Raw genomic sequence first — 17672 nt, 5'->3', positions numbered from 1 at the left:
CTTCTCCGTGGGGGGTCGTGGGAGGGGTGCTCATCCCTTGAGGGCGCCGCCGAGGGCGAAGCCGCCGCCGAGCTTGCGGGAGAGCAGCAGGTAGAGCATGACGACGGGCAGCGAGTAGATGAGCGAGAAGGCGGAGAGCTGTCCGTACTGCGTCTGGTCGTGGGCGCTGAGGAAGGTGAACACGCTGACGGACGCGGGGAGTTTCTCCGGGGACAGCAGCAGGATGAAGGGGACGAAGAAGTTCCCCCACATGCCGATGAAGGTGAAGATGGTGACCACGGTGACGCCGGGGCGCATCAGCGGCAGGACGACCCGCCACAGCACCTGCATCGCGTTCGCGCCGTCGATGCGCGCCGCCTCCTCCAGGACGATCGGCACGCCGTCCATGAAGTTCTTCATCAGCCAGATGCCGAACGGCAGCGCGGAGGCGGCCAGGAACAGCGTCGTGCCGGGCATCGAGTCGATCAGGTTCACCTGGACGAACATGCTGTAGACCGGGATCATCACGGCGGTGATGGGCAGTCCGGTGGAGAACAGGATCGTGTAGAGGAACGGGCGGCGCAGCCGGGAGCGGTAGCGGGACAGCGGGTAGGCCGCGAGGATCGAGACGACGACCGTGATCAGGGTGCCGAAGCCGCACAGCAGCAGGCTGTTGAGCATCGGCCGGTAGGTGGTGTCGACGTTGAGGATCGCGTCGAAGTTGTCGAGGGTGAAGGTGTCGGGCCACTTCAGCCGGAAGGTGTTGAGGTCGCTGACGGAGGCGAGGGCCATCCACAGCAGGGGCAGGACGTAGGTCACCGACACCGCGAGCAGGACGAGGTTCACCCCGATCCGGCCGAGGCGGGAGCGGCGTCGCGGGGACGCGGGGCGGGTGGCGGACCGGCCGCGGCGGGCGGAGCCGGTGGGCGTCTTGACGGCGACGGCCATCACTCGTCCTCCAGTCGGAGCAGCCGGATGTACACGGCGGAGAACAGGGCGCCGACCACGAGCAGGACGAGCGCGATGGCGGTGCCGTAGCCGATGAGGCTGTTCTGGAACGCCTGTTGGTACATGAACACGGGGAGGGTCTCGCTCTTGTTGCCGGGGCCGCCGCGGGTCATGGTGTAGATCAGGCCGAAGACGGAGAGGGTCTGCAGCGTGATCAGCATCAGGTTGGTCAGGATCGACCGCCGGATGACCGGCAGGGTGACCCGCCACAGCCGCTGCCAGGGGCCCGCGCCGTCCATCTCGGCCGCCTCGACGAGTTCTTTCGGCACGTCGTTGAGGGCGGCGGAGAAGACCATCATCGAGAAGGCGGTGCCGCGCCAGACGTTGGCCAGGCAGACCGCGAGGATCGGCGCGGTGTAGAGCCAGTTCTGCCGCGGCAGATGCAGGGTGCCGAGGAGCGAGTTGAGGGATCCCTGGTCGTAGAAGAAGGCGTACATCAGATAGCCGGCGACGACCTCGGGCAGCACCCAGGCGGCGATGACCACGCCGTTGGTGAGCGAGCGGACCGGCTTGGACGCCTTCTCCATCAGGACGGCCAGGGCCAGTCCCAGGGTGTTCTGTCCGACGACCGCGGAGCCGATCACGAAGACCAGGGTGAGGCGTACGGAGTTGAGGAAGTCGGAGTCGCCGAAGGCGCGGGTGAAGTTGTCGAAGCCGGTGAAGTGGGTGCCGGCGGCGCCGGTCAGCTGCATGTCGGTGAAGGCGTAGTACACGCAGTAGGCGATCGGGCCGGCGAGGAAGACGACCAGCAGGACCACCGCAGGCAGCAGCGGCAGGCCCCGCAGGAGGCCGCGGACGGGCGCGGGGACCCCGCGGGACCGGCGGTGGCCGTCGGTCCCGCGGGGGGCTTGGGCGAGTGCGGTCACGAGGTGCCCTTGACCGTCTTGTCGTCGCCCACGGCGGCGGCCACGTCGCTGTCGTAGGTGGCGGCGGCCTTGTCCACCGAGGCCTGGCCGGTGGTCACGGACTCCATGGCCTTCTGGATGGCGGTGGAGACCTGGTTGTAGGCGGGCAGGCCCGGCCGGTAGTGGGTGTCGGCGACGAGGGCGGTGAAGAACTCGTTGGTGGGGACGGACTTCAGGTACATCTCGTCGGTGGCGACGTCGGTGCGGGTGGCGATGGTGGCGTTGAGGGCGTTCCACTTCGCCGAGTTGGTCTTGGTCTGGATGGACTCCAGGAACTTCCAGGCGAGGTCGGCGTTGCCCGCCTTCGCGGGGATCGACCAGGCCCAGCCGCCTGACATCGATGTCTTCCCGGGGGCCTGTCCGTTCTGCGTCGGCATGGCCGCCGTGCCCATGGTGCTCTCCCACGCGGTCCACGGCTTGGCGCTGGTCGAGCCCCAGTTGTTGGGCATCCAGGAGCCGTCGATGTCGATGGCGAGCTTGCCCTCGGGGATCAGCTCGGTGCCGACGGTGGTGCCGAAGTTGGCGCCGAGGGCCTGGTCCACGGAGGGGCCGAGCTTCTCGCTGAAGACGGTGTGGACGAACGTCAGCGCGTCCTTGAAGCCCTGGCTGCCGACGACCCACTTCTTCTGGCTCGCGTCGTAGAGGGACTTGTCGCCGGCCGGGGTGCCGTACAGGAGCATCTCGAAGCCCTGCATGGAGGAGGCCTCGCCGCCCGCGGTGCCGGTGTAGATGTTCAGCGGGGTGACGCCGGAGAGCTTCGCCTTGATCTTTCTGGCGGCGTCGAGGACGTCGTCCCAGGTCTTGGGCTGCCAGGGCACCGAGATCCCGGCCTTGGCGAGGAGCGTCTTGTTGTACCAGATCCCGCGGGTGTCGGTGTTGTCCGGGACGCCGTACACCTTGCCGTCGGAGGCGCCGGTGACCGCGCCCTTGGCGGCGGTGGCGTACTGCGACCAGTCGGCCCACTTCGCGGTGTAGGCGTCGAGGGGCTTGAGGTAGCCGCCCGCGATGTCGGAGTTGATCAGCGCGGTGTCCTCGTAGACCAGGTCGGGGGCGGTCGAGGGGGACCGCATCATGAGCTGGATCTTGGTGTAGTAGTCGTTCTCGGAGGCGGTGACGGGGACGAGCTTGACGGTGGTGCCGGGGTTGGCCTTGGTGAATTCCTTGACCATCGAGGCGAGGTAGTTCGCCTGGAGCTTGTTGCTGCTGTTGAGGTTCTGCCAGTAGACGACCTTGACCGTCTTGCCGGAGCTCCCTGAGGAGCCCGATCCGCAGGCGGTCGCGGTGAGGGCGGTGGCGGCGGTGAGGGCGGTGACGATGGCGAGTTTCGAGCGCACTGGGGTTTCCTCCGGAACGAAAAAACCTGTGGGAAGCCGCGTGGGACGCGGACGCGCCGGCTCGGTGCGGGCGGCGCCTCCCTTGCGTCACCCTGCGCGTCCGGACCGTTCGACCCGGTTTGGTGGGCGACAGCTAAATCCAATGGATGGATTAAGTCAACGCTTCCGGCATGTAAACTTCCGGCCGTGCGGCGTGGTGTGATGGCGGGAGCGTCGCGATGTGGACATGAGTCGGGGGTCAGGTGATGGACAGGTGACGAGACTCGGCGGCACGAATCTGCCGCGCGTGGGCGGCTACAACCAGGCCGTGGTGCTGGACGCCATCCGCACGCGCGGCGCGGTCAGCCGTGTCGAACTGGCCGCGCTCACCGGCCTGACCAACCAGACCGTGTCGAACGTCGTCCGCAAGCTGCTCGACGCGGGTCTGGTCACCGAGACCGGGCACGCCCCGTCCAGCGGCGGCAAGCGCCGCACGCTGCTCTCCCCCCGTCCGGACGGCGCGTACGCGGTCGGCGTCCATCTCGATCCCGACTCGGCCGTGATCGTGCTGGTGAACCTGGCGGGCGAGGTGATCGTCAGCCGCCGGCTGCGGCTCACCGCCCCGGACGTACCCGAGGACGTCGTGGACCGGGTCTCGCGCGCCGTGCAGCGGCTGATCGTCCGCTCCGCGGTGGACCCGGCCCGGCTGCTCGGCCTCGGCATCGCCGCGCCCGGTCCGATCGACGGCTCCACGGGCTGTGTCGTCAGACCGCCGAACCTGCCCGGCTGGGACCGGGTGCCGCTCGTCGAGATGTTCGCCAAGGCCACCGGTCTGCCCGTCGCCCTGGACAACGACGCGACGGCCGCCGCGATAGGCGAGCGCTGGATCGGCGGCGAGGCGCGGGCCGGCAGCTTCCTGTTCATCTACCTGGGGACCGGCATCGGCGCCGGGATCGTCCTCAACAACACGGTCCTGCACGGGGATTCGGGCAACGCCGGGGAGTTCGGCCATATGCCCGTCGAGCCCGGCGACCGGGTCTGCCACTGCGGCGCCACGGATTGCCTCGGCCCCTACTGCAGCCCGGCCGCGATCATCGACGACCTGCTGCGGCGGTACGGCCCCCTCGCCGCCGACCGTATCGGGGTGACCGGTGTCCCCGCCTCCCTCCACGACGACTGGAAGGCGCTGCGCCGGGCCGCCCGCGCCGGTGACCCCGACGCCGGTGACGTCGTACGACGCGCCGCTCGCCTGATCGCCCAGGCCACGCGCGGTGCGGCCAGCCTGCTGGACGTGGGCCGGGTCGTTCTCGGCGGCGAGGCGCTGCGCGGCATCGAGCCGATCCTGCTGGAGGAGATCGACAGCGCCGTCAACCGCACCTCGGTGGCCCGTTCCATCCGCCCCGTGGTGATCGAGCAGAGCGTCATCGGCGACACGGTGGGCGCGATCGGCGCGGCGTCACTGGTCCTGCACGGAAACTACGCCCCGGGCTGGCGCATGCTCACGGACGGGGCGGGCGTCTGAGGGCGCTGCCGGCGGGGGTGACGGCGCATCGCCGGCCTGACGGGCGCCGGGCCGGCGATGCGCCGCTCCGCCCCTGACGGGCGAGGCCGCCCGAGCCCGGAGGGGGCGGACCGCCCTGACCAACCCCGGTGAGCGAGGCCGCCCAAGCCTGGAGAGGGCGAAACCGCCCTGACCGGCCCCGGCGGGCAAGGTCGCTCCCGGGCCCGGAGAGGGCGGACCACTCTGACCAGCCCCGGCAGGCGAAGCCGCCCAAGCCCGAAGAGGGCGAACCGTCCTGGCCAACCCCGGCGGGCGAGCCCGGAGGAGACGGACCACCCCGACCAACCCCGGCAGGCGAAGCCGCCCAAGCCCGAAGAGGGCGAACCGTCCTGGCCAACCCCGGCGGGCGAGCCCGGAGGAGACGGACCACCCCGACCAACCCCGGCAGGCGAAGCCGCCCAAGCCCGAAGAGGGCGAACCGTCCTGGCCAACCCCGGCGGGCGAGCCCGGAGGAGACGGACCACCCCGACCAACCCCGGCAGGCGAAGCCGCCCAAGCCCGAAGAGGGCGAACCGTCCTGGCCAACCCCGGTGAGCGAGGCCACCCGAGCCCGAAGGAGACGGACCACCCTGACCAACCCAGGCGGGCGAGCCCGGAGGAGGCGGACCACCCTGGTCAACCCTGGCGGACCGCGAACATCATGGCGGCGAGCGCCAGCGGCTGGGAGGCCGCGCGGCCGGCGCCGAGCGCGCTCTCGCCGGGTCGCGGGTGCGTTCGGCTCACCCGGCCAGTCTGCGACGGCCCGCGCACGGGCGCACCCCGAGCCGGGAGGCCGGGACCCGCGCCCGCCGGGAGCCCTCCCGGTGGTGGTGCGAACGACCCTCCGGCGTACGGCAGTTGAACACTCGGCACGCAGGCCTCGGGCGACGCCGGGCGTCCTTACGCTGACGCGCGTGCGAGATCCACTCCAGGCGGACCACGACCGCCACGGCACCCCCCGATCCTCTCTGACGGCTCCGGCACCTCGCCCGGCCGGCCGGAACGGTCGCCCGAACCCCCTGCTGGGGTTGCAGCAGACGGCGGGCAACGCGGCGACCGTCGCGGCCCTGGGCGGGGCGGGGACGTCCACCGCCCGCGGCCGGTCCCCGATGCCGGCGCTGCCGGCCGTCGTCGAGGAGGGAGCCCTGGAACTCCCGCCGTATCTGCGGGACATGACGGCGCCCGGGCTGTCCACGGCGTACGGCCTCACCGGTGCCGCGTTCGTCACCACCACCCTGGCCGACACCGTCGGGCGCCGCGACGGCGTGGTCGCGGAGATCGCCGCCGAACTCGCCGGGCGGCCCGAGTCCTTCTACGGGAGCGGCCGGGCCTTCGCCGTGACCGGTGCGCGCGGCGCGGACCGCTACGACGTCACGGTCCGCGTCGCCCGCGCCGACGACGACCGGCACGCCCTCTTCTCCCCCGAGGGTCCCGGCGCCGAGGACGCCGCCACCAAGGTGGACGTGCAGCACAACACCGCCGCCACGGTCGCCCAGAGCACGGGCTCGTCCGCGTCGAAGGGCGCGGCCTTCACCGCGTTCGGGATGGCGCCGGTGGCGCCGGGCGTCTGGGTCGGCGGAGCGGCGACCGTCAACGCCCAGCCGTTCCAGTCCTCCCGGGACTCCCGCAGCCAGCGGAACATCGCGGAGCCGCGCGTGCTGCGCAGCGACAAGGGGTCCGTCGAGGTGCCGCGCAAGGTCCGCTACCGCGTGCGGATCATGAAGGACGGCGCACGGGAGGCCCGGCACTTCGACGGGCCCGGCACGCTCACCATGCGGGTGCCGGTGGAGCACCTGGTGCCGGCCGCCGCCGGGCCGGCGCCCCGCCCCGCCCCGGTGGCCGCCGACGCCGCGCGGGCGGTGTCGCTCGCCGACTCCATGGCCCCGCTCGCCGTCTCCGACACCGCCGGACCGCACCAGGGCGGGGGCGGGCTGTTCGACGCGGTCGCCTCGGCCCTGCACCCGTCGCTGACCTGGCCCGGCGCCCCCGGCCGGGCCCGGCTGTACGAGGCCACGGCCACCGCGACCGTGCTGGAGGACCTGCCGCGGCTGCTGCGGGACGGGATCGTGGGCGAGGACCTGACCAGCCGGGACGGCACCACCACCGGCACTTACCGGATGCACGCCACGATCACCGCCCTGGCCCCCGGCTGGAGCACCGGCAAGACCCAGCTGCGCACCCACCAGCAGGTGCAGCACGGGGTGACGGACACCGCGGGCAAGGGGCGCGGCGGCGCCTTCGGCGTCGGCCCGGCGGGCGGGTTCGGGGTCCTGGGCAACGCGGCGGCCGTCCGGGGAACCGTGATGCCCGTCGTGGGTGCGCGCCAGAGCCGGTTCAGCGTGGCCGAGCAGACCGTGTCCAGCCGGCAGGGCGCGGAGGTGCGCGGCGACAAGGTGCTCTATCTGGGCACCGTGCTCTTCACGATCGAGGGCACCGGCCCTTCGTCGCCCCTCACCCGGGCCCGCGGCGGCGGCCGTACGGCACAGCACGCCCTGCAGGTCTGGATCAGCCTGCGCGCCGACGAGGCCCGGGAGCTGGGGCTGCCGCTGCCGGAGGGCGTGACCGCCGGGGAGTTCGTCAGGCGTCCGCCACAGCTCCCGCGGGAGACCGAGGGCGAGCGGCGGCAGGAGGAGGGAGACCCGAAGGGCAAGGCCGGAGCAGCGGATGAGCGGGCCGAGGCCCCCGAGCACGTCGTACGGCATCTGCCCTTCGGCGCGATGGGCTCCAGTGTGGCGATCAGCCGGCTGGACACCGCGCCGATGATGCGGGCCGTACGGGAGTTGTTCACCACGGACGCCCGGCTCGTCGGCTATCTGCCCGCCTTCGGCGAGGAGGCGCAGGCGCGTGAGCCGAGCGCGGAGGAGGCGGAGGTCCAGCGGCGCAACTACCGCGAACTGGTCACCGCCCTGTCGGAGACCAACCTGCGTGTGCACAAGGACCAGTTGCTGTCGACCGGCATCCGGGTGCGGCTGCGCCGCAAGTCCCGCCTGCACACCCACGACGTGCAGCTGAAGGTGACCGGTTCGCTCCGGGAGAGCGGCCATCTGGGCGACATCAAGGACTGGCTGGTGCGCAGCCACTCCGGTGTCACCAGCAACCTCCAGAGCGGGCGCGCCAGTTCACGCAGTGTCGGCGGGATGGCGCTGGGGCAGTTCCGGCTGGTCCCGGGCGCGCTCACCCTGTCGGCGCGCGGCGAGAAGGGCCGTACGACGACCCGGCGCGGCCAGGCGGGGCCGACCTTGCGCACCGATGTCCTCACCAACGGGTCGGAGGACGCGAGCGTGTTCGGCGGCGCCCTGAGCCTGAACGTCGGTGTGACGATGACGACCCGACAGCGCAAGGCGGCCCGCTCCCTCACGCCCGGCGCTCCGGGCAGGGACGTGCCCGAGGCCGAGGAGCTGACGACGCTGCCCCTCGACGCGCAGGACGTACGGCTGCTCACCCCCACCGCGTTCACCCTGGACGGCGAGGCCAAGGGCCGGCTGGACACCGCGACCGCCGCGCGCACGGCCGGCCGGGCCGGCGCACCGGGCGACTTCGCGGCGGCGGGCATCGGCGACCTGGCCGGCCTCGCCCCACGGCAGCCGGGTGTACGGGGCGTGCGGGACTGGACGCTGGTGGAGACCGTCGGGGACGGGCAGCCGCTGCGGGACCTGGCGTTCGAGCTGCTGGCACGGGCGGCCGCCCGCAACCGGGAGGCGCGGGAGGACCGGGCGCTCCAGACGGAGGGGCTGGCCCCCCGGCTGGCGATCGAGGAGCGGTTCGCTCCCCAGGCGGTGACGGCGGCGCTGCGGCAGGCCGTCTCCGCGGGCTGGGTGGTGCAGAACCTGCGGTACGCGCGGCGGCTGGCCGCGTTGAACGGCGCGGTCGGCACCCGCCTCGCGCTGACCGCGCCCCGGGTCGTCCACCGGGGCACGGGGGCGGGCACCGAGACCTTCGTCCTGGGCGGACACCAGGTGACGGGTCAGGAGGGCACGAGCCGCACGGTCTCGGCCCAGGGCGGCCTGACCGGGGCCGAGAACGGCACCGACTGGCGGGTCGCCGAGGGGGTCACGGCCAGCCGTTCCCTGGCCGGCGGCGACACCACGGCGTCCACCCTGGTCGGCACCGTCGAACGCAATGCGCACACCTCGCGCAAGAGCCCGCTGTACCTGGTCCAGTGCGATCTGGTGGTGCGGATGGTCGCCGAGGTCGCGGTGGCCGGCGGCGATCCCAACGTGGCACGGGGCGGGCGTACGGTGCCGGCGGCCGTCGGCGTGTGGCTGACCGAGCGGCAGCTGCGGGCGGCGGGGCTGAGGGTGCCGGGCGAGGAGGGCCGCGGGGGCGCGGCCGCCTCCGGGTCGGGCACCTCGCCGGCGGAGCGGGACGGCGGCGCGAAGGCCGCCGGGAAGAGCCGTGCCCCGGAGACCTCCGGTGGCGCGGCGGCGGGCTCGTCCCTGCTGCCGCCGGTCACCGTCCCGGGCCTCGCTCAATCGCTCCCCCTCGGCTTCGGCATGATCGAGGACCTGCCGGACTTCGTGCCGCTGCTGGAGCGGATCCGCGGCCGGCTGGGGGCCTCGCTCGCCGACGATCTGCTGCCGCGCACCCGGCTGACCGACCGCAACGACAATGTCCAGCGGCTGCTGCGGGTGCTGGACCGGGACGGTTCGGCGGGTCTGCTGTCGAGCGCCATGGACGGGGGTGTGGACGTCGAGCTGTTCGACGGGCGCAAGCGGCCCTACCGGGCGGTGTTCGGCATCCGCAGGACCGGGCGGGGCAGCTTCCTCGAGACGGCGTCCGACGGCCGGGACATGGAGTACATCACCTCCGCCGCCGCCCAGCGGGCCGCCGCCCACGACGAGAGCGACACCCGGGGCGTCGAGGCGGTCCTCGCGGGTTCCGGGAAGCCGGACGGCGGCACCGGTCAGGTGAAGAGCGTCGGCGCGGCCGCCGGGCTCGGCCTCTCGGCGAGCGACGCGCGCCGGTCGACGAGCGTCGGGCGGGCCCAGCTCGGGGTGAAGACCGTCGCCGAGGCGTCGGCCGCGCGGTCGGCCCGGATGCACGTGCCGATCGAGGCGAGCCTGCAGATCTTCTCGGGCAACCGCCGGATCGCCCTGGCGCGTCTGGACGGTCTGCGCCTGACGCACCGCGTCCTGGAGTCCGACCTGCGGGCCCTCTCGCGGCTGGCGCCGGTGCCGCCGCAACAGGTCGGCCGGCACGCGGCCGACCCGGCGGAGGGGAGCGCCGACCGGCTCGGCCCGTGGCGCCGCACGGGGGCCCGGCTGCCCATGGAGGCGCAGGTCAACGGGTTCACGGGCACGCCCCGGGTGCGGCAGGCGGTGGACGACGCGGTCGAGCGGGCGGGCGGGAGCGCGCGGTTCCGCACCGGCGGCGAGGCGGCGTTCCATCTGCTGCGCGAGGCCGTGTCCACGGAGTGGCTGATCGCGGCCCTGCCCCTGCTGACCTCGGCGGGCGTGGATCTTCCGCCGGTGCACGCGACCGGTGCCACGGGGCAGGACCTGCGCACCTCGCTGCACGCCAGGCTGCGCGCGGGGCGGGTGCTGGGCGTCGGGGACAAGATGACCTTCGAGACGGTGGCGCAGAGCGGGCTGGACGCGCCCCGCCCGACGGGTGCGGACGGTCAGCAGGCCAACGAGCACGGCCGGTCGGCGCGCGGTCTGTTCGGCGCGGGCACGCTGAACGCCGACGAGTTCCGGATGAACCAGTTCCTGGGCACCGTGGACGGGTCCGGCAGCGCCACCGCCACCGCCGTGAACGCGTCCGGTTCCCTGCCGCTGCACAAGCCCAAGTCCGAGGCGGTGCTGGTGCAGTTCACGCTGGACGTGCGGGTGGTGGCGGAGGTGACCGACCGGGTGCGCTCCGGCAAGCGGTCGACGGCCGTGCAGGACGTGACACTGCCCGAGCCGGTCGTCGTCCGGATGCCGGCACCCGCGGTCCGCCGCATGCTGGCCGACCCGGACCACGCCGAGCTGCTGCGGGACCCGCAGAACCACCTCCGCACCCGCCCGGACGCCGAGTGACCCTCACCGTGACCTGGTCCGCGCCCCTGTCCCAAGGGTGTACTCCCAGCCCGGCCGCCACCGGAACGGGGCGTCGACGAGGTCCTCGATCGACGCTCCGCCCAGCAGGCACGCGAGGGCCCACCGGTTCGCCGAGTGGGCGAAGACCAGGACCCTTTGCCCGTCCCGCTCGGCGGCCAGGTCGCGCAGGAGGTCCTCGGTCGCCTCGATGACCTGGCGGTAGCTCTGGCCGCCGGGAAACGGCACGTCGATGTGGCGGGAGCGGAGCGCCGCGAGGTCGGCGACCCGGCAGCCGTTGAACTCGCCGTAGTCGCACTCCCGCAGCCGGCGGTCGTGCCGGACCGGCATCGCCGTCCCCTCGAACGCGATCCGCGCGGTGTCCACGGCCCGCCGCAGGTCGGAGGCGAGGACGACGTCGATCCCGTCGTCCCGGCGCCGCATCCCCAGCTCCCTCGCCTGCGCCCGGCCGGCCTCGGAGAGCTCCCCGGGCAGCCACCCCGTGGCGATCCCGGCCTCATTGTCGGTCGTCGTGGCGTGCGTCTCGTAGACGATCTCCACTCCCATGCCTCCAGGCAAGCACGGGAACGCGACCGCGGGGAACCCCGAGCGGCCGAGCAGGCCCGAGCAGCCGAGCAGGCCGAGGCCGGAAGGAAGCCCCGAGCGGCCGAGCGGGCGCCGAGCAGCCAGAAGGAGGAAGCCCAGAGCCGCCGAGCGAGCCGAGCCGGCCAGAAGAGTGCCCCGAGCCGCCGCAGCATGCCCTGAGCGGCCCGGGGAAGCCCCGAGGGCCCCGGCGGCTCCCCCTCGGGCCGGCTCGCATGGTCAGCGGCGAGGGGTGGTGGGATTCTGGAGGTGAGGGGCGTCCTCGGAGCAGCCGGGAGGATCGATGGGGCGTGATGTCCCGGCGCTGGTCTTCACCCGCGAGGACCGTCGCCGCTACCGGATCAAGATGCAGGAGTGCCTGGAGGTCCTCGCGCAGATGCTGCGCGAGGAGCGGTTCGTCTCGCAGCGGCCCCGGGTGGGGCTGGAGATCGAGCTGAACCTGGTCGACGACGAGGCCGAGCCGGCGATGCGCAACAGCGAGGTGCTGGAGGCCATCGCGGACCCGGCGTGGTCGACCGAGCTGGGCCGGTTCAACCTGGAGATCAACGTGCCGCCCCGGCGGCTCACGGAGGGCGGCCCCGACGCCTGGGAGTCCGAGATCCGGGACGCGCTCAACCACGCCGACCAGCGGGCCAGGACAGCCGACGCCCGGCTCATCATGATCGGCATCCTGCCCACCCTGCGCCAGGAGGACGTCGGCGAGGACACCCTGTCGGAGAACGCGCGCTACCGGCTGCTCAACGACCAGGTGTTCGCGGCGCGCGGCGAGGATCTGCGGATCGAGATGGACGGGGTCGACCGGCTGCGCACCTACGCCGACACGATCACCCCGGAGGCGGCCTGCACGAGTACCCAGTTCCATCTCCAGGTCTCCCCGCAGGAGTTCGCCGGTTACTGGAACGCCGCCCAGGCCATCGCCGGGGTCCAGGTCGCGCTGGCGGCCAACTCGCCGTTCCTGTTCGGCAAGGAGCTGTGGCACGAGACCCGTGTCCCGCTGTTCGAGCAGGCCACCGACACCCGCCCGCAGGAGATCAAGGCGCAGGGCGTACGGCCCCGGGTGTGGTTCGGGGAGCGGTGGATCACCAGTGTGTTCGACCTGTTCGAGGAGAATCTGCGCTACTTCCCCGCGCTGCTGCCGCTGTGCGACGAGCAGGACCCGGCCCGGACCCTCGACGAGGGCGACATCCCGGAGCTGGGCGAGCTGACCCTGCACAACGGCACCATCTACCGCTGGAACCGCCCGGTCTACGCGGTGGCCCACGACGAGCCGCACGTCCGGGTGGAGAACCGCTGTCTGCCGGCCGGGCCGACCGTCGCCGACACCCTCGCCAACGGCGCGTTCTACTACGGGCTCACCCGCGCCCTGGTCGAGGAGGAGCGGCCGGTGTGGTCGCGGATGTCGTTCCAGGCCGCCGAGGACAATCTGCACACGGCCGCCCGCCACGGCATCGAGGCCCCGCTGTACTGGCCGGGCATGGGCGAGGTGCCGGTGCCGGAACTCGTCCTGCGTCGGCTGCTGCCGCTGGCGCACCGCGGACTGGAGCTGTCGGGCATGGACGCGGCCTGGCGGGAGCCGCTGCTCGGCGTCATCGAGCAGCGCTGTGTCACCGTCCGCAACGGGGCGGTCTGGCAGAAGGAGATGTTCCACCGCATCGGCACGGCCGCGCACCTGGACCGTCATGAGGCGCTGCGGCTGATGACCCAGCAGTACATCGACTACATGCATCTCAACGCCCCCGTGCACACCTGGCCGGTCGACTGACCGGTCGCTGAAGCGCCCTCAGGCACCTGGAGGCACCCGTGGGCACACCGACCGTCGACGTGCTGATCGCGGGGGCGGGCCCGGTCGGGCTCAGCGCCGCCGCCGAGCTGGGCCGGCACGGTGTCCGGTGCCGGCTGGTCGACCGGCTCCCTGCCCGGCTGCCGTACGCGAAGGCGGTCGGCATCCAGCCGCGCACCCTGGAGCTCTGGGACCGGATGGGCCTGGCCCGAACGGTCCTGGAGTCGGCGGCCGTGCTGCGCGGCCAGCTCGTCCACGTCAACGGCCGGGAGACGGCGCGCATCGAGACGACGCTGCCGCCCGAGGTGCCGTACGGCTTCGCCGCGCTGCCGCAGTACACGACCGAACGGCTGCTGGAGGAGTACCTCGCGGAACTCGGCACGGTCGTCGAGCGCGGTACCGAGCTGCTGTCCTTCGGCCAGGACCCGGACGGGGTGACCGTCCGGTTGCGGACCGCCTCCGGTGCCGAGCAGGAGCTGCGGGCGGGGTATCTCGTGGGCTGCGACGGGGCGCACAGCACGGTCCGCAAGGGGCTGGGGCTCGCCTTCGAGGGGGACGCCTTCGCGGAGGAGTACATGCTGGGCGACGTCGAGGCGGACTGGGATCTGCCGCACGGGTACGGACTGCGGTCCAGCCATCGCGCCGAGGACGGCAGCACGGACGATGTGCTGGTGTGCATCCCGCTGCCGGGGGCCGGCCGGTACCGCATGTCGATGCTGGTGCCGCCGGAGCTGTCCACGCGGGCGTCCGGCCGGGGAGACGGGGTGGCGCACGGCCTGGAGGGCGGACGGGCCCCCGGACTGCCGCATCTCCAGGCCGTCGTCGACCGGCTCGCCCCGAAGCCGGCCACCCTCTCCCGGCTGCGCTGGTCCTCGGTGTTCCGGATCAGCCATCGCATCGTGGACCGGTACGGCGCCGGGCGGGTCTTCGTCGCGGGCGACGCCGCCCACATCCATCCGCCCACCGGCGCCCAGGGCATGAACACCGGGATCCAGGACGCCTGCAACCTGGCCTGGAAGCTCGCCCTCGTGGTCCGGGGGCAGGCCGGGCCCGCGCTGCTGGAGACGTACGACGCCGAGCGCCGTCCGGTGGGCGAGGAGGTGGTCGGACGGACGGTGCGGCACGCCACACAGGGCTTCGAGGCCGACCCGGACGACCCCCGGACGGTCGTGCTGCGGGAGGCCCAGCTGCTGGTCGGCTACCGGGGCGGCCCGCTCGCCGGCCGGCCGTACGGGCCCGCCGACGCGCCCCAGCCGGGCGACCGGGCACCCGACTGCACCGGGCTGACGCTGCCCCTGGCGGCGTTCCCGCTGCGGCTGCTCGACGTCCTGCGCGGCCGCGCCGGGCTCGTCGTGCTCCTGTACGCGGCCCACGCCCGCGACCTGGACGAGGCGGCGGACGCCGTCGAGACCGTCGTGGCACCGCTGCGGGCGGCGAGCGGGAACGCCGCGGCCCGGCCGGCGACCGTGGCCGTCCTCGCCCGCGAGGCCGCCGTGGTGGCCCCCGACACGCTGACCGTCGCCGCGTACCGGGACACCGGCGGGGAGTTCGCCCGGCTGTACCGGCTCGACGGCCCGACCGGTCTCGTCGTCCGCCCGGACGGGCATCTCGGCGCGCGTTTCCCGCTCACCGAGACCGCCGCCGCCCTGTCCGGCCACCTCGCGACGCTCCGATCCGGCCACGCCCACGACTGATGTTGTGCACTTTATTGACGGCCATCATCTGAGAGCCTAACTTCACGGTGTCCCTCCCCTCGCTCAAGGGAGACCGCGATGTCCCCGTCCCCCACCCGCACCCCCTCCCCCGAACAGACCCGCCAGTTGCGCCGGGTCGCCCTCTCCGGACTGCTCGGCACCGCCGTGGAGTTCTACGACTTCCTCGTCTACGGCACGGTCGCCGCCCTCGTCTTCGGTGAACTGTTCTTCCCCGGGGCCGATCCCGCCGTCGGCACCATCGCCGCGTTCGGCACCTTCGCCGCCGGCTATGTCGCCCGCCCGCTCGGCGGCATCCTCTTCGGCCACTTCGGCGACCGCCTCGGCCGCAAGTCGATGCTGCTGCTCACGATGGGCCTGATGGGCGGCGCCAGCTTCGTCATCGGTCTGCTGCCGACGTACGACACCATCGGCGTCTGGGCGCCCGTCCTGCTGATCACCCTGCGGGTGGTGCAGGGCATCGCCATCGGCGGTGAGTGGGGCGGCGCCACGCTGATGGTCGTCGAGCACGCCGGGGAACGGCGGCGCGGCCTGTGGTCCAGCTTCACGCAGATGGGGGCCCCGCTCGGCTCCCTGATCTCCGCCGCCGTCGTCGCCCTCGTCGTCACCCTGCCGAAGGACGAGTTCACCGCCTGGGGCTGGCGGGTGCCGTTCCTGCTCAGTGTGCTGCTGCTCGGCGTCGGGCTGTTCGTCCGGCTGCGGGTGGTGGAGAGCCCGCTCTTCGCCGAGGTGAAGCAGCGGCGCACCGAGGCCCGGCTGCCGGTCCTCGACGTCCTGCGGCGGCCGCGCCCGGTGCTGCTGGCCTGCGGTGTCGGCATCGGCGCCTTCACCGCCCAGTCGCTGCTGACCAGCTATCTGATCGCCTACGCCACCGGCATCGGCTACGCCCGGCCGCAGGTGCTGACCGCGCTCACGGTCTCCGCCGCCGTCGCCCTGGTCGTCCTGCCCTGCGTCTCCACGCTGTCCGACCGGATCGGCCGCCGCCCGGTCGTCCTCGCCGGAGCCCTTCTCTCGGCGGCACTCGCCTTCCCCGTGCTCGCGCTGGTCGACTCGAAGTCGCCGGGCCTGCTGATCCTGGCCGTCGTCCTCGGCCACGGCATCGCCCAGTCCGCGATGTACGGGCCGCTGGGCGCCCTGTTCAGCGAGATGTTCGGCACCCGGGTCCGCTACACGGGCGCCTCCCTCGGCTACCAGGGCGCGACCCTGATCGGCGCCGGCTTCTCCCCCATGATCGCCGGCAGCCTGGTCGCCGGCAGCCACAGCGGCACCCCCGTCGCCCTGCTGCTCTGCGGCGGCTCGCTCGTCACCGCGCTGACCGTGTGCTTCGTCCGCGAGACCAGCCGTACGTCCCTCTCCGGCGACTCCGCCGAGAGCTCCTTTGCCCCCCACGCCCAGGAGATCACCGCATGACGATCCGCACCCGCACCGCCTCCGTGGCCGCGCTCCTGCTCTTACTGACCGCACCGCAGGCGACCGCCCGGGCGGCGACGGCCGAGCCGGCCCGGGTGGAGGGCCGGCTCCCCTCCGGGGCGACGTACCTGATGGACGTCCCCGCCGACTGGAACGGCACGGTCCTGCTGTTCAGCCACGGCTACGCGGCCGGCCCGGCCAACCCCGCCCAGGACGCCCCCGACGACGCGACCAAGGCGCTGCTCCTCCAGCAGGGTTACGCCCTGGTCGGCTCGTCCTACGCCACCACCGGCTGGGCGGTCACCGACGCCGTCCCCGACCAGCTCGCCACCCTCGGTGTCTTCGCCGAGCGGTTCGGCGCGGCCTCCCGCACGATCGCCTGGGGACGGTCGTACGGCGGACTCGTCACCACCGCCATCGCCGAGCGCGCCCCGCAGCGCATCGACGGCTCGCTCTCCCTGTGCGGACTCGTCCACGGCGGCGTCGCCAACTGGAACAACACCCTCGACCCGGTCTTCGCCCTCAAGACCCTGCTCGCCCCGGACTCCGGCATCCCGCTCGTGGACCTCCCGGACCAGGAGAGCGCCACCGCCGCGGCGACCGCGCTGACCGCGGCGGTCGACTCCGCGCAGACGACCGCCGCGGGCCGGGCCCGGATCGCGCTCGCCGCCGCCCTGCACAACATCCCCGTCTGGAACCAGCCCACCCAGGTCCGCCCCGCGGCGACGGACTGGGACACCCAGCAGGCCAACCAGTACACGGCCGTCAGGGGCCTGCTGAACGCCGGCTTCAACCGGCGGCAGGAGGCCGAGGCCCGCGCCGGCGGCACCATGTCCTGGAACACCGGCGTCGACTACGCGCGGCTCCTCGCCCGGTCGTCCGTGCGCAAGGAGGTCACCGAGCTGTACAAGGAGGCCGGGATGTCCTTGCGCGAGGACCTCGCGGCCCTCAACCGCGCCCCGCGCGTCGGCGCCGACCCGGACGCCGTCGCCTGGATGAGCCGGACCAGCTCCTTCACCGGGAAGCTGACCAAGCCGCAGCTCTCCGTCCACACGATCGGCGACGCCCTGGTCCCGGTGCAGACCGAGAGCGCCCTGCGCCGGGCCGTCACCGCCGCCGGGTCGTCGGCGCTGCTGCGGCAGGCGTACACCGACAACGCCGGGCACTGCACCTTCAGCGCCGCCGAGCAGCTCGCCGCCCTGCACACCCTGGAGGACCGGCTCACCACCGGTCGCTGGCCGGCGACGGACGCCGGTTCGCTCAACTCCCGTGCGGCGGCGGCCGATCCCACGACCCCCGCCCGCTACACGGCCTACCGCCCCACCCCGTATCTGCGGCCCTACGACCTTGCCCACCCGGCCGACGGCCGGTGACCTGGTACGACCGCCCGCGGCAGGACCCGCGG

10 protein-coding genes are annotated in these 17672 nt (G+C 73.3%); 6 read left to right on the top strand and 4 right to left on the bottom strand.

What is annotated here, in order from left to right:
• Positions 1–30 precede the first annotated feature (30 nt).
• From ACYQ8Q_RS42155 to ACYQ8Q_RS42145, 3 genes are read right to left on the bottom strand one after another with little or no spacing between them, the layout of a single operon-like run.
• A complete protein-coding gene (locus tag ACYQ8Q_RS42155; RefSeq protein WP_460072379.1) occupies positions 31–927 on the bottom strand; it encodes a carbohydrate ABC transporter permease in 897 nt (298 codons plus the stop codon).
• Positions 927–1853, bottom strand: a complete 927-nt coding sequence (locus ACYQ8Q_RS42150; protein WP_460072377.1) for a carbohydrate ABC transporter permease — start codon at positions 1851–1853, stop codon at positions 927–929. Before ACYQ8Q_RS42150 ends, ACYQ8Q_RS42155 begins: the two co-directional genes overlap by 1 nt.
• A complete protein-coding gene (locus ACYQ8Q_RS42145; RefSeq protein ID WP_460072375.1) occupies positions 1850–3226 on the bottom strand; it encodes an extracellular solute-binding protein in 1377 nt (458 codons plus the stop codon). The genes ACYQ8Q_RS42150 and ACYQ8Q_RS42145 overlap by 4 nt, the downstream gene beginning before the upstream one ends.
• Before the next feature lie 253 nt (positions 3227–3479).
• On the opposite strand from ACYQ8Q_RS42145, the gene ACYQ8Q_RS42140 reads away from it, so the two are divergent.
• Positions 3480–4727, top strand: coding sequence for an ROK family transcriptional regulator (locus ACYQ8Q_RS42140; protein WP_460072373.1), 1248 nt, complete (start codon positions 3480–3482; stop codon positions 4725–4727).
• Positions 4728–5773: 1046 nt separating this feature from the next.
• Positions 5774–10765 carry a hypothetical protein gene (locus ACYQ8Q_RS42135; RefSeq protein WP_460072371.1) on the top strand — a complete coding sequence of 1664 codons (4992 nt, stop codon included), beginning with the start codon at positions 5774–5776 and terminating at the stop codon, positions 10763–10765.
• Positions 10766–10768: 3 nt separating this feature from the next.
• On the opposite strand, the gene ACYQ8Q_RS42130 is transcribed toward ACYQ8Q_RS42135, so the two are convergent.
• The gene (locus tag ACYQ8Q_RS42130; protein WP_460072370.1) at positions 10769–11329 is read right to left on the bottom strand and encodes a histidine phosphatase family protein; all 561 of its coding nucleotides are present in this window, start codon (positions 11327–11329) and stop codon (positions 10769–10771) included.
• A gap of 319 nt (positions 11330–11648) precedes the next feature.
• On the opposite strand from ACYQ8Q_RS42130, the gene ACYQ8Q_RS42125 reads away from it, so the two are divergent.
• The 4 genes from ACYQ8Q_RS42125 (at position 11649) to ACYQ8Q_RS42110 (ending at position 17640) form a co-directional block, all read left to right on the top strand.
• Positions 11649–13127, top strand: a complete 1479-nt coding sequence (locus ACYQ8Q_RS42125; protein WP_460072368.1) for a glutamate-cysteine ligase family protein — start codon at positions 11649–11651, stop codon at positions 13125–13127.
• Positions 13128–13165: 38 nt separating this feature from the next.
• Positions 13166–14839, top strand: a complete 1674-nt coding sequence (locus tag ACYQ8Q_RS42120) for an FAD-dependent monooxygenase (protein WP_460072366.1) — start codon at positions 13166–13168, stop codon at positions 14837–14839.
• Positions 14840–14917: 78 nt separating this feature from the next.
• Positions 14918–16267 (top strand): MFS transporter, encoded by a 1350-nt coding sequence (locus tag ACYQ8Q_RS42115; protein WP_460072364.1) that lies wholly within the window; start codon positions 14918–14920, stop codon positions 16265–16267.
• Positions 16264–17640, top strand: coding sequence for an alpha/beta hydrolase family protein (locus ACYQ8Q_RS42110; RefSeq protein ID WP_460072362.1), 1377 nt, complete (start codon positions 16264–16266; stop codon positions 17638–17640). The genes ACYQ8Q_RS42115 and ACYQ8Q_RS42110 overlap by 4 nt, the downstream gene beginning before the upstream one ends.
• Positions 17641–17672 lie beyond the last annotated feature (32 nt).

Source organism: Streptomyces sp. YKOK-I1 (genome assembly GCF_054660435.1).
Note: the sequence above shows the minus strand (reverse complement) of the source record. Positions and strands in the feature narration are given on the sequence as shown.